Source organism: Bacteroidota bacterium (assembly GCA_016715425.1).
In the GTDB taxonomy this organism is placed as follows: domain Bacteria; phylum Bacteroidota; class Bacteroidia; order Chitinophagales; family BACL12; genus JADKAC01.
Map to the genome: position 1 here is coordinate 171,510 of JADKAC010000003.1, position 23,967 is coordinate 195,476.

The window sequence follows — 23,967 nt, forward strand, 5'->3', positions numbered from 1 at the left end:
CCAATTTGTAATTCTATTCCTCCAATCTCATTACCATTAATTACATTCGGTTCTATTTTTTTTTTGCGACAAATGATAAGTCTTTCATCAATTGGAATTATTTTATGTGGATGAAGGAGTTTAGCAGATTTAAAACAAACATCTTTCTTATTTAGTCAAAAGAATTATTTGGTGGCAAACAAGTATTCGTCTGCGTCCCAGTTATTTCCCTTTTACAGAACCAAGTGCCGAATTAGATGTGAGTTGCTTTGTGTGCAATCAGGCAGGATGTGCTATTTGTAAATACAGTGGTTGGGTTGAAATTGGAGGAGCAGGTATGATAGATCCACAAGTGTTGGAAAATTGCGGAATAGATTCAGAAAAATATACAGGCTTTGCTTTTGGAATGGGAATAGAACGCATGGCAATGTTGAAATTCCGCATCAACGATATTCGTTTATTTTCAGAAAATGATTTGCGATTTTTAAAACAATTTGAAGGAATATAATTGATGTGACAATTAGCAAATTAGCTAATTAGCCGATGGGTTTATAAACTAATTTGAAAAGTAAAGAATCTTTTGAAGTATTGATTGTTTAATTAGCTAATCAGCTAATTTGCTAATTCTTTTAATTAATAAAAATATGCCTTTTAATCTTACTGACTCAATAAACTATGCATCGAAAATGACTCCTCGTCGTTTGATGAACATGAGTAAAGTAATTGCATCCTATTACTATAGTAAGTTTACAAAAAAACTGTGCAGTGGGGATTGCCAATTTCACTTTCTTTTGAGCCAACTACATCATGTAATTTGCGTTGTCCGGAATGTCCCAAGTGGATTTGCGTGCATTCACACGACCTACAGGAATGTTGGATAAAGATTTTTTCAAAGAAACAATGGATGAGTTGGGAAAAGATCTGACGTATTTGATTTTTATTTTCAAGGTGAGCCTTATTTAAATCCAAGTTTTTTAGAGATGGTAAAATATGCATCTGCTAAAAAAATATATACAGCAACAAGCACCAATGCACATTACTTAACTGATGAAAATGCAAAGCGCACTATTGAAAGTGGATTGGACAGATTAATTATTTCCATCGATGGAACGACACAGGAAGTGTATCAGCAATATCGCAGAGGTGGTAAGTTGGAAAAAGTATTGGAAGGAACAAGAAATATTATTCGTGGAAAAAAAGAATTGAAATCGAAAACACCAAATATCATTTTTCAATTTCTTGTTGTAAAACCAAATGAACATCAGATAAAGGATGTATATAAACTTGCAGAGGAATTAGGTGTGGATGAAGTGCGATTGAAAACTGCACAGATTTACGATTATGAAAATGGCAGTGATTTACTGCCCACTATTGATAAATATGCTCGCTATAAAAAAGGAAAAGATGGAAAGTATGCCATTAAAAATGAGATGACAAATCATTGCTGGAAATTATGGCATAGCTGTGTAATTACATGGGATGGTGCTGTTGTTCCTTGTTGCTTTGATAAGGATGCAAAGCATAAACTCGGCGATTTAAAACAAACATCTTTTAAAGAATTATGGACAGGACCTGCTTATCACAATTTCAGAAGTGCTGTTTTAAAAAGCAGAAGTGAAATTGATATCTGTAAAAATTGTACAGAAGGAACAAAGGTGTGGGCTTGATTAATTGAGATATTTTTTTATCCCACCGCACCCACCACTCCCCATTTATTTTTCTTTTTGGTAATATGTAATTGGCATTTTGCAGAACCAAGTTCTTTAGAATTTACAAGCCAACTCATTGTATAATCACTCTCAGAATTTTGAAATACTTCTTGCACAGATAGCGCATCAATGTCCGTTAATTTAAAATTTATAAATGCATCCGATTGGATTTCATATCCGCAAAATAATTCATCAATAAATTGTTTTGTATTTCCTTTTAGAAATGCATCGTGTTGCTCTGTTCTATAATCTGCATCTGTATGCTTTAATACCTTATTATAATTATGTGAAATAACCGCTTTCTCAAACTTTGAAATAAATTTTTCAAGCTCTACTGGTGTTTGACTTGTTGCTATGAATACATTGCAAACCGTCAACAAAATTAAGGCGCATTGTTTTGTCATATTTCCTGTATGTTTTATGTGATTGTTATTTGAAACACTTTAACTTTAGCTTACTAAAATTACGATAATGAAACAGTTTACTCTTCTCTCACTTATCTCCTTATTTATTATTACGGGTTGCAACAGAATAAATCCTGATACAATAATGCAGGAAACATTACCCATGCAATCAGATTATAAATTGATGACGCTTGCATATTATACTGATGCACCGGACAATGATGCGATATGGTTGCGCTTTTATGAAACTCCGAGAATTATTCCATTCAAAAAAAATGCAGAAGGATATGAAGCAATGAAAGCATTGTTGGATGTAAATTCAAAAAATAATATTCCATTACGTGTTACTTTAAATACAGATTTTCAAATGACTGCTGTACAAGCTGCAAGTGATGTAGAAAAAAAAGAATTTGAGAAACGCTATCAACCTGAAGGATCACCAAGAACAGATTTACAACCTGTGCTTCCCGATGTTGAAGACCTGCATATTATTTTCGATTATATGCGTGATCAAGGTTGTGCAACAGGTTTATCTGAATTAGATTATTGTATCCCTTTTCAATATGTGGTTGACGGATGTTATGCAAGAGCGCATAAGATGCGTCAGGTGTTAGCTGATAAATATGGATTTGATTGTCAAAAAGTGTTCAGCTATGAAGATCCATCTGCATTTTTAGCTGTGAATACCGGCGAGTGTTGTGTGTATTGGTGGTATCATGTAGCGCCATTGGTTACAGTTTGGAATGTACAAAAACAACGCATTGAAAAATATGTAATGGATCCAAGTATGTTTGATACATGGGTAACGATTGAGCAGTGGACAGGTGCACAGGAAGACCCCACTTGTTCTGATGCTGCAGAGTTTGGTTATTCTGAAATTACACCTTCTGCTATTTATAGCCCGGGTGGAGGAACTGACCCTTCTTATTATTATACAAACTGGACACTTTCCTATTATGCAGATTTAGAAACATGTGATTGACTTTTTAAATTGACAATTGACAGTTGAAAATTGACAATTGACAATGAAAAAACAAAGACCTGACTTTTGACTATTGACAAGAAAATGTTTTAAGTTTCGTGTTTCAAGTTTGGGGTTAAAAAAATTCATCATTCACCACTCACTTTTCACCACTCACCATTCACCATTCACAAAATCCCTCATCCCTTCATTTTATCTCCCACTTTTGTTTTCAGCCAGCGGATATCTGCAATTTGTTTTGTTTCATCAATTTTATCCATCAGCTTTTCCAGTTTTGCATTTTCACCTTTTTGCATGCGACCTAATTTGTCAATAAATTTTACAAGATTAGAATAAGTGGTTTTCATATTTTCACTCAGCGTTTTATTTCTTCTGAGATACACACGAAATGATTCCAATGCACTTTGCAGCGGCATCAGTTCGTTTAATTCGTAATATATTTTTATTTGTAAGCTTCGGCTATCCAATGCATAAAAAATATCTGTGAATTCTACTTTATTTAATAACTCTAATGCTTCGCCATGTTTCCCTTTATAAAATTGCAAGTAAGCGAGATTATAGTTATGTGCATTGTTTCTAAATTTTGGATTTATCGCATTATTATATTGTTTTATAAATTGTTCTGCATAGGCTGTATCGCCCGCCCGCAATGCCACTACCACAATATTTTTATACGACCATGGAGATAAAAATCCTTCTTCGTATAACACTTCTTTTTCAATTGCTTTTTTATATAAGTTCAATGATTCAGTAAGGAAATTCATATCACCAGCATTAATTTTCCGGATGCAATAATTCTGCGCATACATATACATATCTCTTGCTTCGGGTTGCGGAAATTTATCGGCATGTGCAACTAATAATGTTTTTAATTTTTTAAAATGTTCTGCATTATCAGACTCTAAAAAAGTCATTAAAATTTGATAGTAAATTGAAATGGAAGGATAGGATGTGTAACTATTTTCAGATAAGTGCGATGAAATTTCTTTCAGCAAACGCAACTCATATTCTGCTGCAACAAGTTTCTGCCGGTTAATCAGTTCGCAAGAATATTTTAATTTGATAGAGAGATAAAATAAATCTAAACGGTCTGCTGCTTTTTGTAAACTCTCATCATAGGCTCTTGTTTTCTGGCGATCAAAATACACATTCATTTCCGACTCCACTAAATATTCTTTATAAAAAAATGCAGCGTTGCGATAAGGATAATTTTGAAGTGCAACTTTGCTTTTGCGCATTGTTTGTTCATACAGTTTATCATCATCCCAACTATTATATACCGACATCAAATTACAATACCCTTCAATTTCCTGTTCATTAAATTTATTATAGCGGATAAATTGTTCGGTGAGTTTTACTATATCACTCATCATATAACTCAACTTCTTTTCATCCAGAACTAATCCTGATTTTTTGTTATTAAACAACTCCTTTCTATCGAGCTTAGAAGATGTAAACTCCGGACCGAATTTTTTAATATAATTGAAAAGCAAAATCAAATCTTCGTCTTTATTAAAAAAGGGGGAAGCAATAAATTCTCCGAGTTGAGTAAGTTCCTTTTGGCTGAAATGCCTCAGCAGGCTTATCATTTTACTGTTCTGCATAATTTTGTCAAATACCGATTGAAAATTAAGTTCTTTTTTGGAAAAGTTGTTTCCAAGTCTTAAAAATGCATACTTTTAATTTGCATCTAAGTATTGACTTTCAATTGTTTAGAATAAAACCGGACTAATAATTAGTAGATATCCGGGTAAACCAATTCTGGAAATGACGGAAACACAGCAAATATGTATTTTTTATTCCTTGATTAACCATTCAATTTTACATTGCCAATGAAACCTTTAAAACATATTCTCCTTTTACTGCTTATCACTACGGGACTTTTCCCACTAAATCAGATATATAGTCAAGCTCCCCAGGCAAATCCGGATACAACAGGTGTCTGTCTGGATGGTGTAGTTACAATAAATGTTTTGGCAAATGATGAGGATTCTTCCGGTTTAGGAATTGTGTTGGAAGACATAATTATTGAGCCCCTATATGGAGATGTAACTTATTCCTCTGACGGTACTGTTGAATACACTCCCGATGGTGTTTTTGTAGGAACAGATATTCTTATTTATGAAATTAAGGATGGTGCAGAATTATCGGATATTTCTACACTCACTATTTATGTGCAGGATGCAGCAGCATGTGTATGGCCGGGCGATGCAGATGATAATGGTATTGCAAACAATTTAGATTTATTGTATGTAGGTCTATTCTATGGAAATATAGGGCCTTCAAGATATACTTCTGAGATAGAATGGAACAGTAATTATTGTGATGCATGGGATGAAGAAGTAGGTGTAACTATTCCATTAAATCCAAAATTTGCAGATTGTAATGGAGATGGATTTGTGGATGCAAATGATACTGTTCCCATTTTAGAAAATTATGGTGAGCTGCATTTAAAAACTACAGAAATTTCAGGCGGCGGCGATACACTTCCACCTTTGAGTATTGCATTTTTTACAGATAGTATTGAAGTGGGTTCTACTGTTGTATTACCCATCATTTTAGGAAGTATTGATTATCCTGCCACCAATATTTTAGGAGTTGCTTTTACACTGGAATACAATCCGGATTTTATTGTTGATGGCAGTATTAGCATAAATTTTAATACAGGTTGGTTAAAGTCTGATAGTACTGATATAATTAGTTTAAACAGAGATGATACCACAGGAAATCTTGCTGCAAGTGTGGTGCGCATTAATCATACTTCTGCTACCGGATATGGGCCGATTGGTACAGTAAGTTTTGTGATGGAAGATAACATTGCAGGTAAGATTACCGATATGAATAGCAGTGTGTTTACTATGTGTCCCACCTTTCCCGAACTGATGAATGATGCAGGTGAAATTCGTGGTGCGGAAACAATGCATTTAACATGCGATTCGGTTATTGTGTATCAGATATTTAATGATATACCGGATTTTAATACAACCAATATTCATATTTATCCTAACCCTGTAAGCAACTATTTATTTATTGAACCGGATATGCAAATTGATAAATTAGAGTTGATGGATATGTATGGAAAAACACTTATTTCTTTCAACAATGTTTCAAATGTAATTGAAATAGATATCAGAGAATTTACTTCTGGAGTTTATCTTTTAAAAATTCAAAAAAACCATACGCTGTTAATTGAAAAAATAATTATACAACACAACTGATATGAAAAGTAAAATTTTATTTACCCTGTTTATTTTAATTGCGATATTCAATTTTCAAAATGTAATTGCATCTGATTGCGATGCAGATTTTGAAATTGCATCACAAGAATTAACCATAGATGGTTGGGCTGTAACTTTCGCTAATCTCTGTGAAGCAGATGCTGGAGTTGGTTCTGTTATTTGGGATTTTGGTGATGGTACTTCTTCTACAGAATTTGAGCCGACACATATTTATTCTGTTGCAGGCGAATATGATATTTGTGTTGTAATGCTTTCCTTAGATGCGTCATGTGTTGATGAAAGATGTGATTCATGGGATATTGGCGAAGCAGATGGAGATTGTCAAGCCGATTGGGATTGGGAGGATAGCGGTCTTACTGTTTCTTTTAATGATGACTCCGATGATGGCGGTTCTACAATTATAACTTATCTCTGGAATTTTGGTGATGGTACCACTTCTAGTGAAATAAATCCTGAACATATATATGCAAGTGCAGGTGAATATGAAGTTTGTCTTTCTATTATTACTGCTGATGGTTGTTATAGTACAGAGTGCGATGATGTGGATGTGGAAGGTGGTGGAAGTGGTGGTGCTTGTTCTCCATTTTTTGAAGTGAATGCAATTACCCCATTAGCTACAGGATTTAATGTAGAGTTTTCAAATATGTCAACCGGTGGCGATGCATCCACACCTTATGTATGGAGCTTTGGTGATGGCTCAGAATATTTTACCGGAGAAGATGCAGAACATTTATATACAATTCCCGGAAGTTATTTAGTATGTGTTACTATGGGCAGCAGTGGATCAGATTGCTTTGAACAGTTTTGCGATGAAATAATTTTAGGTGCCAACGATTGTATTGATACTGCATTAATAAATAATTCAGTTGATTGCGGAACTGTAATTGATCCGGTGTGTGGTTGTGATAATAACACTTATGATAATGCATGCATTGCTGAAAATTATTTCGGTGTAATGTTTTATGTGGATGGCGAATGCAGTGCAACAAGTATTGAAGAAGAGCTTATTAACGGATTAAAAGTGTATCCCAATCCTGCAAATAATACCATTGCAATTCACACAAATACTTTAGATAATTATAATGTAAGTCTGCGCAATATGTTGGGAAATATTGTAGCTCATTTATCAAATGTGAACTTACAAGAAACATATAATCTCGATGTGCAGCAAATTCCTGCCGGCACATATTTATTAATCATTGAAAATAACGGAACGATAGAAAATCGCACTGTTATTATTCAACATTAAAACAACAATTATGTATAAAATTTTCGCAACTCTCCTCGTATTATTTTCTTTTACCAATCTCTTTGCAATCTCAGATTGCGATGCAGATTTTGAATGGGAAATCAGTGGTTATAATATTACTGTTCTCGACGACAGTGATTCTGATCTCGGTGCAATTGTCAGTTGGTATTATACAATTGATGGAGAATTTGTTTCAGATGATCCTGATTTTGAATACACATTTTTAGAAGCCGGTTTGCATGTAATATGTTTAGTTATAGAAACTTCCGGTGGATGTGTGGACGACAGATGTAGAGATGTATTAATTGTGGAAGATGGAGTAGATTGTTTTGTTGATTTCGGTTTTGAAGTGGATGGAATGACAGTTGAATTTGGTGCCGAAACTGACCCTGAAGATTTTTTATCTATCTATTGGGATTTCGGTGATGGCACTGGTACTTATGATACAGAACCTGAACACACATATAGTAGTGACGGTACGTATGAAGCTTGCGCAACCGTAGTTTCCCTTGATAGTTGTATTGCAGTTGCTTGTCATGCGGTAGTTATTGAAGGTGTCGGAATTGAGTGTAATGCTTCTCTCGATATCTGGGCACTTGATGGATTAAGCGTACATTTTTATGGCTCTGTTGAACCTGATTTTGAAGAAGTAACATATACATTCGAATATGGTGATGGAACATCAGAAGAATTTTTAGGAAGTAGTGATGGAGAAGACCTATGGCATGAATATGCAGAAGATGGTTTTTATGAAGTGTGTTTAAGTATTGAAACCGGAAGCGGATGTACTGATGAAACTTGTATTGAAATATTTGTAGGTGATTCAATTGGTGTTGATTGTTTTGCTTCATTCGATTATGAAATAGATGGAACAACTGTATATTTTGAAGCCGAAACAGATCCCGGTCCTGGTGATGTAATTGCTTATGATTGGGATTTTGGTGATGGTACTTATACCGGTGGAATGGATACTATTCATGAGTATGAACCGGGTGAATATCTAGCTTGTGTTACAGTAAGTTTTGCTACAGGATGTGTTGCTGAATACTGTGAAGAAATTTTAGTTCTTGGTGCAGGTGATGCTTGCGAAGCATTTTTTAATATCACTTCTATTGTTCCTGATGGTGATGGTTGGGTAGTACATTTTAATAATGAATCTGATGTAATTGGTGGCGATATTGGTTCTGTATTTTGGGATTTTGGTGATGGTACTTATGCCGATAGTTATGATGCAGAACATTATTTTGAATTGGATAGTATGTACGAAGTTTGTGTAACAATTACTTCTTCCGATACTGCATGTACGGATACCTATTGCTTTGTATTAATACTTGGCGATGTGGGAACTGGTGGCGACTGCGAAGCAACTTTTGAATATGAATTATCCGGAGGTAATGGAAGCTTCTTTTCCACTTCGGATGCATCTTCAGATATAATTGCATGGGCTTGGGATTTCGGTGATGGCACTTACGGTTTTAGTGAAGACATAGAACATACTTTCGATGAAGGCGTGTATGAAGTTTGTCTTGCAATTGTAACTGCGGATAGTTGTGTTGATTCCTATTGCGAAACTATAGTTGTTGGAGATTCAACTATGCCTTGCGAAGCATATTTTATTGTAAGCAGTATTACAGAAACAGATGATGGTTGGGTTGCAGAATTTTCCAATATGTCAGGCGATGCATATGAAGGCAATGCATGGGATTTTGGTGATGGCGGAATTTCCGATGGCGAAAATCCCGATCATCTTTATACTACTGAAGGATATTATACTGTGTGTTTAACAATTGGCTCAGCAGGTACTGATTGTTTCGATCAATTTTGTAAAGATATTTTTATCGGTGATTGTTTTGATGCGAGTTTAGTGGATACACTGTTTTCTTGCACAGAAGAATATGATCCCGTTTGCGGATGCGATGGTGTTACCTACTCCAACGAATGTTTTGCTACATACTATGGTGGTGTATTAAGTTGGACTGAAGGCGCATGCGGAGCTACAAGTGTAGAAGAAGAAATGATTATGGGTGCAATTACCATCATGCCTAACCCTGCAAATGGAATTTTCAAAACCGAAATAAATCTTGCAACTACTCAATTCATGCAAATTGATTTAATGAATATAAATGGACAACAGTTGCAAAATATTTATACCGGACAATTACAAAAAGGAATACATACAATTACAACCAATGTGCATGCCCTTCCCTCAGGATTATATTTTCTGCAAATAAATGATGGTGAAAGTTTGCACACAGAAAAATTGATGCTGCTGCAATAAATTAATAATAGAATAGTTGATTTCGTTTTTCACTAAAAGTAACGTTGCGTTTTGTAGCGTTACTTTTTTTTTGGCCGAGTCACTTGAAAAGGACTCGGCGTAAGTCTAAGTTTTTTTAGTTTCCGCAGGGTTCTTGCCTCCATTTAAAAATAAATAATCTGCAAAACCCTGCGTAGTTATTCTTCCGCCCTACCCTTCATTTTCTCTCCAGTATTAAATGCGTTATTTACCGATTCCATTTCTTTTAATTCTGCATCCGTAAATGGCACTGCAACAATACCTGTAAGATCAGGTTTGCCCGCATTAATCCATGCTGTTAACAAAAAACTACCGAGGTCAATTATGGTCTCACGCATGCGACGTTCCACCATATTATTTAATACTCTATTATATTCCAAAGTATAAGAACGACTATAAACTCTCACAGTTGTATTTCCTCTTGCTTCGTAACTATATTTTTGATCGGATGGAAATGTTTTGCTCAATTCTTTTTCTAATAACAACACACTATCGCTCATCTGATGACTCTGCAAAACAATCTCCCAAATGCGTTCATTAACGTCGGGAATATATTCTGCTTTGCCTGCGAGATAATCAAAATTTTCACCTATCATTTCAGGAATTCTCGATTCCCAAAAACCATGAATGCCATGTTGATCTGTAAGCTGCCCGTTATAATTTTCTGTGCAATGCAATGGCACATGTGCATCTGCAATATAGTGTCCGATTTCTGCTGTATTGCGCAAAATATTTTTTACATCTTTCTTTTCAAACGATTCAGTAAGCCAATACATCATACGCTCTACATGCCAGGGAACTATGCCATACGCCTGCAAACTATCTTCTGTATATTTTTCTACCGCATCAAACCAATTGCGTGGTAAATTTTCAAATGGATACACACCGTAATGATCAATATCTAAATAATGTTTTGGTGCTTCATTCGCAACAGCATATCTTCTTTTATCCGGATCAACTGAATGTTCAGCTACATAATCAATATGTGGTTTATAAAATGCAAACAATTCTTCGGGCAAAGTAAATAGTGCCATTTCATTTATGCGTTGATGTCCCCAAAATCCCCAGGGTGGATTTGTACTTTGCACTTGTAACAGACAAGTGATTATAAACAGTGATGTAATAATTTTTTTCAAGATAAGCTGTTTATCGAATCTAAAATTATTGTGCAAGTAAATTTAATTTCTTCTTCACTAATAATAAGTGGCGGTGCAATGCGCATGCAATCATCTGCAAATAAAAACCAATCTGTCATTACACCATTTTCAATACACTTTTGCACCACTTTTAAATTCAATGTGGTGTTTTCAAAATCAATTGCTATCAGCAAACCACTATTGCGCACTTCCTTTATTTTCGGATGTATTAAAAACGATTTAAATAATTGCGCTTTACTTTCTGCTTGTTCAAATAATTTCTCTTCCACTATTACTTTTAAAGAAGCTAATGCAGCAGCACAAGAAACCGGATGTCCACCAAATGTATTGATATGACCTAACACCGGATTATGCGTAAACGTCTGCATCATTTCATGCGATGCGATAAATGCACCCAGCGGCATACCACCACCAAATGCTTTTGCCAAAACCAATACATCGGGAATTACATGCTGTTTTTCAAAAGCAAATAATTTTCCTGTGCGTCCACAACCTGTTTGTATTTCATCAAAAATTAATAGTGTGTTTGTTGCTTTACAACGTTTTCGAATTGCTTGCAAATAATTTTCATGAGGCAATATTACACCTGCTTCTGCCTGCACAGCTTCCATAATTACGCAAGCAGTTTTTTCGGTAATATTTTCAATTTGATCAAACACATTAAAATCTAAAATACGGTTGTCGGGGATTAAAGGACGAAATGTATTTTTTCTTTCTTCAGTATTTCCTAAACTCAATGCACCTGCAGTGGAACCGTGATACGAATTTTTAAAAGAAATAATCTCTGTGCGACCTGTAACTCTTTTTGCAAGTTTTAAAGCGCCTTCAATTGCTTCACTTCCTGAGTTGACATAATATACCGATGATAAATTTTCAGGCAATAGATCTGTTAAATATTTAGCCAACTCCACCTGAGGTGATTGTATTAATTCACCATATACTAATAAGTGTGTGTATTTATCTAATTGTTGAATGATTGCATTTTTAATTGCGGGATGATTATGCCCGAGATTAGAAACTGAAATCCCTGCAATGAGATCCAAATAAATTTTTCCGTCAACATCAAAAAGTTTACACCCTTCCGCTTTCACAATTTCCAATGCTAAAGGACTTGGACTTGTCTGTGCAACATGTTGCAAAAAAAGTGTTCGCAAATTCATTCTGTAAAACTGCAAAAGAAATTTTAAGCCATCTGTGATTTGTGAAAAATAAATAGCCACGAATGCACGAATAGTATTTGAATACATCTATTAAGTAGTAATACCATTCGTATTACTCTTAGTTATCCTCTTTTATGAAATAAAAAAAAGGCTTGCTGTATTAGCAAGCCCTGATATTTATTATAAATTATTACAGTTGATTTTTATTACTGCATAATTCCATAACTGCGTTTTACAAATGCAGTAAGATCATTTCCTTTCAACATACCTTGCGATAATAAAGCAAGATCATGTAATTGTTTTGCAGCAGCTTCCTGTGCATCACCTTCTAATTTTAAAAGTTTGCTTATCAACGGATGATTAGAATTCACAACCAAATTATATTGATCCGGCATTTGCGCTGCGAAATCCATTCCGTTATACATACTCATTTCTTTCATGCGGCGCATCCATTCACTCTTGGTAATTGAAATCGGATTATCTTCCGGTGATTGTGGAGTCATAACAACAGTTGCTGCATTTTGATCTGCAAATTTTCCAAACAAATCTTTCACTGTATTTTGTTCTTCATCCGAAAGTATAGATTCGGTTTTTTCATCCTTATCAATCAGCATATCGGGTGTGTCGGCATCCACACGTTTGAAATGCACATCCTTTAATTTCTCTTCAATGAAACTGATAAAATGATTATCAATAACTGAATCAATTTTCAACACATCATAACCTCTGTTTATCGCTGCATCTATATACACATGATGCTCTGATTCGTTGGCAGTATAAAGTGCAGTAATAGTATTATTCTTATCTGTTTGATTTGGTTTGATATGCTCTTTGTATTCTTCAAAAGTGAAATATTTATTTTCTGTATTTTGCAACAGACAGAATTTTTCAGCCTTCTCAAAAAACTTCTCATCTGTGAGCATTCCGTATTTTACAATCACACTAATATTTTCCCATTGTTTTTCAAATTCAGCTCTGTCTTTTTTAAACAGCGACTCTAATTTCTCCGCAACTTTTTTAGTGATATATGTATTTATCTTTTTTACATACGGATCACTTTGCAAATAACTACGGGAAACATTTAATGGAATATCCGGTGAATCAATTACACCGTGTAATAATGTGAGCCATTCAGGTACAATCTCTTTCACTTCATCAGTTACAAACACCTGATTGCTGTATAACTGTATTTTATTTTTCTGTGCTTCAAAATTCTTTTTAATTTTTGGGAAATATAAAATTCCGGTTAGGTGAAAAGGATAGTCCACATTCAGATGAATCCAGAACAATGGCTTTTCGCTATAGGGATATAATTCATTATAGAAATTTTTATAATCTTCATCATTCAATTCAGCAGGTTTACTTGTCCATGCAGGATGTGTGTTGTTGATGATCTTATCTTTTTTAATTTTTTTCTCCTCATCGCTTCCTTCTTCCTTCAACGTTTCTTCTTTAGTACCAAACTTTATTGGTATGGGAAGAAATTTGCAATATTTATTCAGTAATGTTTCAATACGAGCATCCTCCAAAAACTCTTTTGAATCGGAATTAATATGCAGAATCACATCTGTACCTCTTTCCTTCTTATCTGTTTCTTCTAAAGTAAATTCAGGATTGCCATCACACTCCCATTTTACAGCGGGTTCATCCTTAAATGATTTGGTAATCAATGTTACTTTATCAGCAACCATAAATGCGCTGTAAAACCCAAGACCAAAATGTCCGATTATAGATTTACCATCTTCTAATCCTTTAAATTTTTCTAAAAATTCATTGGCACTGGAGAATGCTACTTGATTGATATAACGCTTCACTTCATCGGCAGTCATCCCAATACCTTTGTCGGAAATGGTAATTGTTTTTTTCTTTTTATCCACTTTCACTTCAATCGTTAAATCTCCGAGTTCGCCATGTACATCACCTAATGATGAAAGTTTTACTAATTTTTGAGTGGCATCTGTTGCATTGGAAATCAGCTCTCTGAGAAATATTTCATGATCGCTGTAAAGAAATTTTTTAATAATAGGAAAAATATTTTCCGCCTGAACGGCTATAGAACCTTTTTCAACTGACATAATTATTTATTTTAAACATTCTGTTCACAAAGCCCTTGCCATGCGGTTTTGTGCTGACAAATTGTCGGCGATATAAGCTTTGACTTATTACCTTTGCAATAATTAATTTTTCTTATTTTTAAGAGCATGACATCTCCCAATACTATAAAAAATCAACCTGAACTCGACCGTATTCATTTACTGCTGAATCAGATAAAAAGTAATTATACCAATAATGTAATCAGCATTGATAAAGATGCAAAGGAAATAGTAAAGCTTGCCAAAGAAATAAAGGATAAAAATTATGAAGGTCTCGCCAGAATTGAGCAAGCATTTTATGTATGTACTTCAGTAAATAATTATCAAAAATCCATTAAGCTTTGTGAAGATGGATTTAAATTAATGCGCAGTGATTTTAAAAATTTTTATCGCCCGTATTATCATTTAAATATTGGTCGCAATTATCAGATGATGGGTAATCAGGTAAAAGCACAAAATGAATATCTGCGTGCAATTGGGTTATTGGATAATAAGGTAAATATTACCGGCGAAGAAAAACGATGGCTAGCTGCTTCATTATACAATGCATTCATTTTATTTAATCAAGGTGGTGTTGAATTTAATCAGGAAGAATTTTTAGAACGAGCTTATACCTTATATAAAGAGATAGATGAAAAATCGGGATTAGCAAATTGTTATAATTCATTTGCAGTAAAACATTTCAAGAATAATAATGTCGAAAAATCACTTGAATATCTTTTAAAATCTTATGCATTGGCAAAAGAAGGAAAAGCCAACACATATTTATGTATTTATAGTTCTAACATAGGATTATTATATGCACAACTTGGTAATAAAATAAAATCAGAAGAATATTTTCAAACCGCCAAAGAATTAAATGAACTATTAAAAAGCAAGTATCATATCGGGCACATGTATAGTCAAATGGGTGCTGCAAATTATTGCTTAAAACATTACTCTATCGCAATTGAATATTTATTAAAAGCTGAAGAAATTTTTATTGGATTGGGGGTTGAACAATCACTGGGAAGTGTGTATCAAAAACTTGCCGATACCTATTTCCTGATGAATAATTTCGAAAAAGCGTATCAATATGAAGTTAAGTATTGTGAAATGGTAAAACTCCATTTTAATGATGAAAAATTAGCTGCTATTGCAAAAGCACGCAACATGTTTGAGATGGAGAAAAAAGAAAGAGAAGCGGAATTGTTGAAACAAAAAAGTGAACAGATAGGAATTTATGCCAAGCAATTAGAAACATCAAATTACGAACTTCAACACTTTGCCTACGTAGTCTCTCACGATTTACGGGAGCCTTTACGCATGGTGGGTTCGTATGTAACTTTACTTGAGCGCAATTTACAAGGGAAACTGGGTGTGGATGAAAGAGAATTTATGGGATTTATTCTTGACGGCACCAAAACTATGAATCAACTTATAAGCGATGTACTCTCTTATTCTAAAATAAATTTTATCAGCGAAAAGAAAGAAGTGGATTTAAATGATGTATTTATTAAAGTAAAAAAATCGCTGCGCACTCAAGTGCATGAAATAAATTCTCTCATCCACTGCATGCGTTTACCTATTGTGCTTGCGGATGAAACACAAATGTTTCAACTGCTGATGAATCTGCTTGGTAATGCTATGAAATATAATAAAAACACGAAGCCTGAAATTTGGATAAGTCATTCATCGGATAAACAATTACATCACATTATTATTGCTGATAACGGCATTGGTATTCCTGCGGAATTTCGTGAGCGCATATTTTTAATATTCCAACGCTTGCATGCAAAAAACGAATATTCAGGAACTGGAATTGGTTTGGCGATTTGCAAAAAAATTATGGAGCAGTTAAATGGTGAAATTTGGGTGGAAGATGGCACGCATGGCGGATCAGATTTTCATTTAACCATTCCTGTTATGCATACTAAGGAATGATAATAGCGTTATTGCTTTTCAAATAATTTACTATGAAATTTTTTCGATTAATAATTTTTACAATTTTTATTATGCTTGTAATAACATCCTGTACAAGCATCAAACCTTTGGAATATCGTGGACATTCTGATTTTACAATTTCCAATTTATCAGGTACTCCAACCATTAAAACAGATATTCAATTATACAATCCCAACAAATCGGGAATTAAATTAAAATCTACAGAGATAACGGTGTTTGTCAATGCAAAAGAATTGGGAAATGTAATACTTACAGAACCGGTAAAAATAAAAGGACAAAGCACTTTTACATTGCCTTTTATATTTACTACCAGCTATCCAAAATTAGCGGCAGTTGCAATTTCTGATCTCGGTGGATTTTTAAAAGGCGATGATGTTCCTTATAGTGTGGATGGATATTTCATCGTTCAGAAATTTCTGTATAAAAAGAAAATTCCTTTTACGTTTGATGATAAAGTGAAGAAAACAAATTTGAAATTTTGAATGAACAATGTGAGAATGTGCAAATGTGCAAATGTGAGAATGGAATTAGCCGATGAGATGATTAGCCGATTAGCAGATGGGTTTAATGTGAAAATGTGAGCATGTGCAAATGGGAAAAAGCGAAGGCTAATGGCTAAGGCAAAAGCTTGTTTATATTAAAATTGAAAATCAATAGCCCTTGTAAAGAGCATACTCATTATTAATTACTCATCACTGATATTTAATTTACCATTTAACATTTATTATTTACAATTGCATTTTGCTTATTGCTAATTATTTATTCACCACTCACTACTCGCCATTCACTACTTTTACTTTTTGCAGATAATTTGCCGGCACCGACACTTTTAATATTTGATTAATTGCATCAATACGCACAATAAAATGTTTTTCATTTTGCACATCCAACAATTCACCTTCACAATCTTTTAATGGTCCAAAAGTGATTTTTACTTTTTCTCCCGGAGCAAAATCTCCGGCAACAGATTCCATGTGATAACCGGTTTCAATAAAAGTGCGAATAGTTTCAATCTGTTCATTGCGGATAGTTGCATATTTGCCTTCTACACTCACAAAATTTACCACACCTTCTATCATGCGAATACCTGTAAAATCATCAGGACTAATATGCGCAAACATATATCCATTAAAAAGAGGAACAAGCACTTGCTTTCGTCGGTCGCTCCATTGCCGCATCGTTTTTATAAGTGGTAAAAAAACTTCATATTGAAACTTCTCCATACGCTCCAATACTTTTTTTTCAGTACGTGATTTCACATAGAGCACATACCATTTTTTTTCTGAACTGTATTTTATCAGTGCGGGATTTACATTTGTTTTTGCAGCCATACTTGGTTCAGGAAATTCTGGTTACACGTCCGTTTTCTAACTTGTATTGTTGTTTGCTTTCTTCACATTCAGCAATATTATTTGCATCAAATTGCAAACGATGTCCGAACTCGCTCATCCATCCAATATGTTTTGCAGGATTACCTACTACTAATGCAAAAGGTAATACCTCTTTTGTAACCACAGCACCCGCACCAATAAATGCAAACGCACCAATATCATTACCACAAACAATAGTTGCGTTGGCACCAATACTTACACCCTGATGTACATGTGTTTTTGCATATTGCTCTCTGCGATTTACCGCACTGCGTGGGTTAATTACATTTGTAAAAACCATACTCGGCCCTAAAAAAACATCATCATCGCAAATTACTCCGGTATAAATAGATACATTGTTTTGCACCTTTACATTATTGCCCAAAACAACACCCGGAGATACCACTACATTCTGCCCGAGATTACAATTGTTTCCGATAATACAATCCTGCATTACATGACTGAAATGCCAGATTTTTGTGCCTGCACCTATTTTACAACCTGCATCAATTACTGCGGTGTCGTGTGCAAAATATTTTTCTTCTTCCATAATTACTATTAAAATGCAATGGCCAAAAATACATAATTGCAACAGGACACTTACCTTCGCAATGCATTATAAAAAAAATTTAAAATATTAAAGTGCAGCAATCAAGAAATAAAATACGGATAGCAATTTTCGCATCGGGCAGCGGAACAAATGCAGAGAATTGTATGCAGTATTTTGCTCAGCATTCCACAATTGAAATTGCATTAATTGTTACAAATAATTCAGAAGCAGGTGTAATTGAACGAGCTGAGAAATATAATGTGCCCATCTGTATTTTTGAGAAAGCAACATGGAAAAATCCTGAAATAATAATTACAGAATTACAATCACAAAACATTCATTGGATAGTATTAGCAGGTTATTTAAAATTAATCCCGGAGAAACTTATAGAAGAATTTCCTCAACGGATAATTAATATTCATCCTGCACTATTACCGAAATATGGAGGGAGAGGAATGTATGGACACAAAGTGCATGAAGCTGTATTTAACAACAAAGAAAAAGAATCGGGAATTACAATTCATTTTGTAGATGAACATTATGATAATGGCGATATTATTTTTCAAAAGTCATTTCCAATTTCCGAAACAGATACACCGGAATCCATAGAAAAAAAAGTGAGAGAATTGGAGTTTGCTTATTTACCGGAAGTTATTGAAAAAGCTGTTTTAAATTGACAGTTGACAGTTGACAATGAAAAAAAAGTTTCGGGTTTCGAGTTTCAACTTTCGTGTTTCAAAATTACTGTTAACCAGCCATCGCCATTAGCCTTAGCTATCGCTTTTTTTAAACAATTCTACAATTCTACAATTCTACAGTTCTACAATTCTCCATCCATCAGCTAATCGGCTAATCAACAAATCAGCTAATCATTTTTGTTTCGTAGCTTTGGAATAACACAAAATGCTTTTAGACAATTTCCATCGCAATCATAATTATTTGCGGATATCATTAACGGATAACTGCAATTTTCGCTGTACGTATTGTATGCCCGACGAAGACATGCAATTTCATCCGGAGGATAAGTTGATGCAGGCAGATGAAATATTTTCTTTTGCAAAAATTTTTACTGATTTAGGTGTAAATAAAATCAGATTAACAGGTGGCGAACCCTTGGTGAGAAAAGATGCAGAACAAATAATTACCCAGTTAGCTACTTTAAAAACTGATCTCTCCATTACCACAAATGCATTTCTAGTTGACAGATACATTAGCACATTTCAGAAAGCAGGAATGCGTTCACTCAATGTGAGTTTAGATACTTTGGATGCAGATAAATTTGCAATGATTACCCGCAGAAATAAATTCAATACCATTTGGAATAATATCGAATTATTATTAGCAGCAAATTTCCATGTGAAATTAAATTGTGTGGTGATGCGTGGCGTAAATGATGCTGAAATTAATGACTTTGTACAGCTCACCAAAAACTTGCCATTGCATATTCGCTTTATTGAATTTATGCCATTCACGGGTAATCATTGGCAACATGAAAAAGTATTTACTTACCATCAAATGCTGGAGACAATTGCCAATGAATTTGAGTTTATAAAATTGCAAGATGGAAAGCATGATACTGCAAAAAAATATAAAGTATTAAATCATGCCGGCACCTTTGCAGTAATCAGTACCATGAGTGCTCCTTTCTGTAGTTCTTGTAACCGCATGCGATTAACTGCAGATGGTAAAATGAAAAATTGTCTATTCTCCAAAACAGAAACCGATTTATTATCTGCATTGCGCAATGGAGAAGATATAGAAAGTTTAATCAGGAAAAATATTCTTGATAAAAAGAAATGTTAGGCGGACAGTTTACTCCGCAATTTCAAGAAATAGATGCAGAAGAAATTAAAAACCGCAGTATGATTTCCATCGGCGGATAAAGAAAATGTTGTAATATGATATCAGTTGAGGAAGCATTGCAGATTATTCGGAATAACACAAGTCCATCACTTATTGAAACTGTGCCTACACATAAAGCAATTTTGCATGTACTTGCCGAAGACATTTTTGCACCCATGGATATTCCACAATTTAATAATTCAGCAATGGATGGTTATGCATTTCGCTTTACTGATTTTTTTAATAATTATCTTATAGTAACGGGTGAAATTGCTGCGGGAGATGCTGCAGATATTGCCTTGCGGACAGGTGAAGCAAAACGTATTTTCACCGGAGCAAAAATGCCGCCGGGTGCAAACACAGTGGTGATGCAAGAGCATGTAAAAACTGATGGCAGTAAACTCACAATTGAAAATAGAGAATTACAACAAGGTAGTAATGTGCGCTTGCGTGGCTCGCAAATACAAATGGGTGAACTTGCAGTTTCAAAAGGATTTTATTTGAATGCAGCAGCAATTGGATTTATTGCTTCTATGGGTTATGATAAAATTTCTGTGTATCGCAAACCGAAAATTCATATCATAGTTACCGGAAATGAATTGATGGCGCCGGGTGAAAAATTAGTGGATGGAAAATTTATGAATCCAATTCCATTATGTTATTAGCAGCATTAAATGCGGTGCATTTTCATAATGTGCAATTGCATTATGTAAAAGATGAAACTGTTGCTCTTTCTCGTTTATTAGAAACACTGCATTCACATTGTGAACTGATATTAATTACTGGTGGAGTTTCTGTTGGCGATCATGATATAGTTACGAAATCAAAAGAAAATCCGCACTTTAATGTGCTATTTCATAGAGTAAAACAAAAGCCGGGCAAACCAATTTTATTCGGAAAATATTATAACACTGCACTATTCGGATTACCTGGTAATCCTGCATCTGTACTTACTTGTTTTTATATGTATGTAATTCCGTGGTTATATCAATTTTGTAATATGCCGCATACATCATTACAAACTGCACAATTGCCATTGAAAAATAATTATTCAAAAAAAGCAGGATTAACACATTTTTTAAAAGGAAAAATTTCTGATAATACTGTTGAAATTTTACAACGACAGGAATCTTATATTTTAAGATCGTTTGCAGATTCTGATTGCTTAATAATTGCAAATGAAGAAAACACGAATTACAACGCCGGCGATTTAATTACTGTGCAGTATTTACCTTTTACTATTTAGCATGGAAATCATTCTATTTTATGTGCTATTATTTGCCGTTGCATTTTTATATGCATCTGTCGGACATGGCGGCGCAAGTGGTTATCTGGCATTGATGGCATTATTTGCATTTGCACCTGAAGTAATGCGACCAACGGCATTGGTATTAAATATTTTTGTTGCATCTGTTGGCGCATATCAATATTATAAACACGGACACTTTAACTGGAAATTATTATGGCCTTTTGCTATTGCATCTGTGCCTGCTTCTTTTATCGGCGGACTGATAAATTTGGATGCAGATTTATATAAAAAAATTCTCGGTGTTTTTTTATTGATTGCAATTATCCGAATGATTTATTCTATTCAAAAAAAAGATGGGGAATTAAAAAAAATTCCAATATTACTTGCACTTATTATCGGTACAGTAATCGGAATATTATCAGGAATGATTGGTATTGGTGGTGGCATTATTTTATCACCAATTATTTTGTTGATGGGATGGGGAAATATGAAACAAACCGCTGCTGTTTCCGCTGTATTTATTTTAGTGAATTCTATCTCCGGACTTTCAGGTCAGTTAATCAGCGGCGTTACGTTTTCAAATAATATGTGGTGGATGGTTGCCATTGCTTTTGCAGGTGGTGCAACAGGCGCATACTTCGGCGCACGACATGCAAAACCGAAAATACTTTCTTATCTGCTTTCATTTGTATTGTTAATTGCAGCAGTGAAGTTGTTGTTTGGAGTTTGAGGAGGTGAATGGTGAAATTGTAGAACAGTGTAGAACTGTAGAACTGTTGAACTGTAGAACTGGAAAAGGCGAAAGCGAAGGCTAAAGCAAAATACAAAGGTAAATGAATGAGCAATGAGCAATGAGCAATAGGCAATAGGCAATAGGCAATAGGCAATTGTAAATTGTAAATTGTAAATTATAAATTGTAAATGAAAAATCCGTAATTATTTTTTTCATTGTCAATTGTCAACTGTCCATTGTCAATTTCCTAAGTCAATAGTCTAAGTTTTTTTTAGCCAATAGCTAACGGCCAAAAGCCAAAAAAATATGCAAATAAATCTTCTCTCCGGTCCTCGAAATATTTCTACTGCAATGATGTACAGTTTTGTCCAGCGCAAGGATACCATTGTGGTGGATGAACCCTTGTATGCGCACTATTTAAAAATCACAGGATTACATCATCCGGGTAGAGAGGAAGTGATGGCTACGCAAGAACAGAATGCAGAAAAAGTTATTCAAAATTTACAAGAACAGAATGCAGAAATTGTATTTGTAAAACACATGACCCACCATCTTGTGCAAACAGATTGGAATTTTTTATTAGCTGCAAAAAACATTATTCTCCTGCGTCATCCTGCTAAAGTATTTCAATCTTATCATAAAGTAATTGCGCATCCTTCAATTGATGATTTGGGAATAAAACAAAGCTTTGCGTTGTATCATTATCTATCTGTACACAATGCGCATTTTATAATTGTTGACTCTGATGATGTTTTAAAAAATCCTGAAATCTTATTGCGAAAAATTTGCAGCAGTTGTGAAATTCCATTTGATAATAATATGCTGGAATGGAAATCCGGACCAATAAAAGAAGATGGTATCTGGGCAAAATACTGGTATGAAAATGTGCATCAATCAACAGGATTTTCTGCTTACTCTCCTGCTATTATTTCTTCTGAAATAGAAAATGAACCGACAGTAATTGAATCAATGAAATATTACAATATACTTTTGCAACACGCAATTAAATAATTACAAATGCAACAACAATACAATCCAAAAAATGAACAGATATATGTTTGGATAGGAGATAAATTATTTCCAAGACATGAAGCTAAAGTTTCTGTATTCGATAGTGTAGTGCAAGGTGGTGATGCTGTTTGGGAAGGACTACGAGTTTACAACGGCAACATATTTTGTTTGAAAGAACATCTCAATCGTTTGCATGATTCTGCACATGCGATGCTATTTCAAAATATTCCTACAAAAGAGTTCATTCAACATGCTATTAATGAAACCTTATTGGCAAATGGAATGCGCAACGATGCACATATCCGATTGACATTAACTCGTGGAGAAAAGATTACTTCAGGAATGGATCCGAGATTAAATCAAAAAGGCTGTACTTTAATTGTGTTGGCAGAATGGAAACGCCCTGTTTATGGCGACAATGGAATTAAACTAATTACATCATCCGTGCGCAGAAATAGTCCGCAGAATTTAGATTCAAAAATCCATCATAATAATTTAATCAATAATATTCTTGCGAAAATAGAAGCCAATATTGCAGGTGCAGATGATGCATTGATGTTAGATAATTTTGGGTTTGTTGCCGAGACAAATGCATGTAATATTTTCATGATGCGCAATGGTAAAATATATACTCCACATGCAGATGCTTGCTTGCCGGGAATCACTAGAAAGATTGTAATTGAAATTGCTAAAGAAGAGAATCTGCATCTCACCGAAAAAAATATTTCACTTACAGAAATGTACACTGCGGATGAAGTATTCACTACCGGCACAATGGGTGAATTAGTTGCCGTAACAGAAATTGACGGCAGAAAAATTATCAATAAAAATGGAACACTGTTGTTGCAACATTTGCAGGAAGCGTATCGGAGAAAAATTAGCAGATTTGATGATTAGCCGAATAGCTGATGGATGGAGAATTGTAGAATTGTAGAATTGTAGAATTGTTTAAAAAAAGCGATAGCTAAGGCTAATGGCGATGGCTGGTTAACAGTAATTT

At 34.4% G+C, this 23,967-nt stretch carries 20 protein-coding genes and 2 pseudogenes; 15 read left to right on the top strand and 7 right to left on the bottom strand.

Features of this window, described 5'->3' with window-relative positions; all coding sequences use genetic code 11:
* The first annotated feature begins 163 nt into the window (after positions 1-163).
* Positions 164-487, top strand: a complete 324-nt coding sequence (locus IPN31_05315; GenBank protein ID MBK8681322.1) for a hypothetical protein — start codon at positions 164-166, stop codon at positions 485-487.
* A gap of 136 nt (positions 488-623) precedes the next feature.
* Positions 624-1,646, top strand: a pseudogene (locus tag IPN31_05320) (SPASM domain-containing protein).
* Positions 1,647-1,663: 17 nt separating this feature from the next.
* On the opposite strand, the gene IPN31_05325 reads toward IPN31_05320, so the two are convergent.
* A complete protein-coding gene (locus tag IPN31_05325) occupies positions 1,664-2,092 on the bottom strand; it encodes a hypothetical protein (GenBank protein ID MBK8681323.1) in 429 nt (142 codons plus the stop codon).
* 67 nt (positions 2,093-2,159) lie between these two features.
* On the opposite strand from IPN31_05325, the gene IPN31_05330 reads away from it, so the two are divergent.
* Positions 2,160-3,074, top strand: coding sequence for a hypothetical protein (locus IPN31_05330; protein MBK8681324.1), 915 nt, complete (start codon positions 2,160-2,162; stop codon positions 3,072-3,074).
* Positions 3,075-3,253: 179 nt separating this feature from the next.
* Here IPN31_05330 and IPN31_05335 read toward each other — a convergent pair whose 3' ends face one another.
* Positions 3,254-4,678 carry a hypothetical protein gene (locus IPN31_05335; protein ID MBK8681325.1) on the bottom strand — a complete coding sequence of 475 codons (1,425 nt, stop codon included), beginning with the start codon at positions 4,676-4,678 and terminating at the stop codon, positions 3,254-3,256.
* A gap of 228 nt (positions 4,679-4,906) precedes the next feature.
* Here IPN31_05335 and IPN31_05340 point away from each other — a divergent pair, with 228 nt between their 5' ends.
* Genes IPN31_05340 through IPN31_05350 form a run of 3 tightly spaced genes read left to right on the top strand, consistent with a single transcriptional unit; the run spans position 4,907 to position 9,840 of the window.
* A complete protein-coding gene (locus IPN31_05340; protein MBK8681326.1) occupies positions 4,907-6,292 on the top strand; it encodes a T9SS type A sorting domain-containing protein in 1,386 nt (461 codons plus the stop codon).
* Between the two features lies 1 nt (position 6,293).
* On the top strand, positions 6,294-7,562 hold the full coding sequence (locus tag IPN31_05345) for a PKD domain-containing protein (GenBank protein ID MBK8681327.1): 1,269 nt from the start codon (positions 6,294-6,296) through the stop codon (positions 7,560-7,562).
* A gap of 10 nt (positions 7,563-7,572) precedes the next feature.
* Positions 7,573-9,840, top strand: coding sequence for a PKD domain-containing protein (locus tag IPN31_05350; GenBank protein ID MBK8681328.1), 2,268 nt, complete (start codon positions 7,573-7,575; stop codon positions 9,838-9,840).
* Between the two features lie 176 nt (positions 9,841-10,016).
* Here IPN31_05350 and IPN31_05355 read toward each other — a convergent pair whose 3' ends face one another.
* The 3 genes from IPN31_05355 to htpG all read right to left on the bottom strand — a co-directional run bounded on the left by IPN31_05355 (position 10,017) and on the right by htpG (position 14,250).
* On the bottom strand, positions 10,017-10,994 hold the full coding sequence (locus IPN31_05355; GenBank protein ID MBK8681329.1) for a S1/P1 Nuclease: 978 nt from the start codon (positions 10,992-10,994) through the stop codon (positions 10,017-10,019).
* Positions 10,991-12,175 (bottom strand): aspartate aminotransferase family protein, encoded by a 1,185-nt coding sequence (locus tag IPN31_05360; protein MBK8681330.1) that lies wholly within the window; start codon positions 12,173-12,175, stop codon positions 10,991-10,993. Before IPN31_05360 ends, IPN31_05355 begins: the two co-directional genes overlap by 4 nt.
* A gap of 206 nt (positions 12,176-12,381) precedes the next feature.
* Positions 12,382-14,250 carry a molecular chaperone HtpG gene (htpG, locus tag IPN31_05365; protein ID MBK8681331.1) on the bottom strand — a complete coding sequence of 623 codons (1,869 nt, stop codon included), beginning with the start codon at positions 14,248-14,250 and terminating at the stop codon, positions 12,382-12,384.
* A 126-nt stretch (positions 14,251-14,376) separates the two neighbouring features.
* Here htpG and IPN31_05370 point away from each other — a divergent pair, with 126 nt between their 5' ends.
* On the top strand, positions 14,377-16,191 hold the full coding sequence (locus IPN31_05370) for a hypothetical protein (protein MBK8681332.1): 1,815 nt from the start codon (positions 14,377-14,379) through the stop codon (positions 16,189-16,191).
* 71 nt (positions 16,192-16,262) lie between these two features.
* Positions 16,263-16,694, top strand: coding sequence for an LEA type 2 family protein (locus IPN31_05375; protein MBK8681333.1), 432 nt, complete (start codon positions 16,263-16,265; stop codon positions 16,692-16,694).
* 291 nt (positions 16,695-16,985) lie between these two features.
* Here the strand turns inward: IPN31_05375 and IPN31_05380 are convergent, their stop codons facing one another.
* Positions 16,986-17,543, bottom strand: coding sequence for a UpxY family transcription antiterminator (locus IPN31_05380; GenBank protein ID MBK8681334.1), 558 nt, complete (start codon positions 17,541-17,543; stop codon positions 16,986-16,988).
* A 7-nt stretch (positions 17,544-17,550) separates the two neighbouring features.
* Positions 17,551-18,132 (bottom strand): N-acetyltransferase, encoded by a 582-nt coding sequence (locus IPN31_05385; GenBank protein MBK8681335.1) that lies wholly within the window; start codon positions 18,130-18,132, stop codon positions 17,551-17,553.
* Positions 18,133-18,245: 113 nt separating this feature from the next.
* Here IPN31_05385 and IPN31_05390 point away from each other — a divergent pair, with 113 nt between their 5' ends.
* The 7 genes and pseudogenes from IPN31_05390 to IPN31_05420 all read left to right on the top strand — a co-directional run bounded on the left by IPN31_05390 (position 18,246) and on the right by IPN31_05420 (position 23,864).
* The gene (locus IPN31_05390) at positions 18,246-18,809 is read left to right on the top strand and encodes a phosphoribosylglycinamide formyltransferase (GenBank protein MBK8681336.1); all 564 of its coding nucleotides are present in this window, start codon (positions 18,246-18,248) and stop codon (positions 18,807-18,809) included.
* 226 nt (positions 18,810-19,035) lie between these two features.
* Positions 19,036-20,015 (top strand): annotated as a pseudogene (gene moaA / locus IPN31_05395) (GTP 3',8-cyclase MoaA).
* Between the two features lie 15 nt (positions 20,016-20,030).
* Positions 20,031-20,639, top strand: coding sequence for a hypothetical protein (locus IPN31_05400; GenBank protein ID MBK8681337.1), 609 nt, complete (start codon positions 20,031-20,033; stop codon positions 20,637-20,639).
* Positions 20,630-21,220, top strand: coding sequence for a hypothetical protein (locus tag IPN31_05405; protein ID MBK8681338.1), 591 nt, complete (start codon positions 20,630-20,632; stop codon positions 21,218-21,220). The genes IPN31_05400 and IPN31_05405 overlap by 10 nt, the downstream gene beginning before the upstream one ends.
* 1 nt (position 21,221) lies before the next feature.
* Positions 21,222-21,953 (top strand): sulfite exporter TauE/SafE family protein, encoded by a 732-nt coding sequence (locus tag IPN31_05410; protein MBK8681339.1) that lies wholly within the window; start codon positions 21,222-21,224, stop codon positions 21,951-21,953.
* Positions 21,954-22,262: 309 nt separating this feature from the next.
* Positions 22,263-22,967, top strand: a complete 705-nt coding sequence (locus IPN31_05415) for a sulfotransferase family protein (protein MBK8681340.1) — start codon at positions 22,263-22,265, stop codon at positions 22,965-22,967.
* Between the two features lie 6 nt (positions 22,968-22,973).
* On the top strand, positions 22,974-23,864 hold the full coding sequence (locus IPN31_05420; protein MBK8681341.1) for an aminotransferase class IV: 891 nt from the start codon (positions 22,974-22,976) through the stop codon (positions 23,862-23,864).
* Positions 23,865-23,967: the final 103 nt, after the last annotated feature.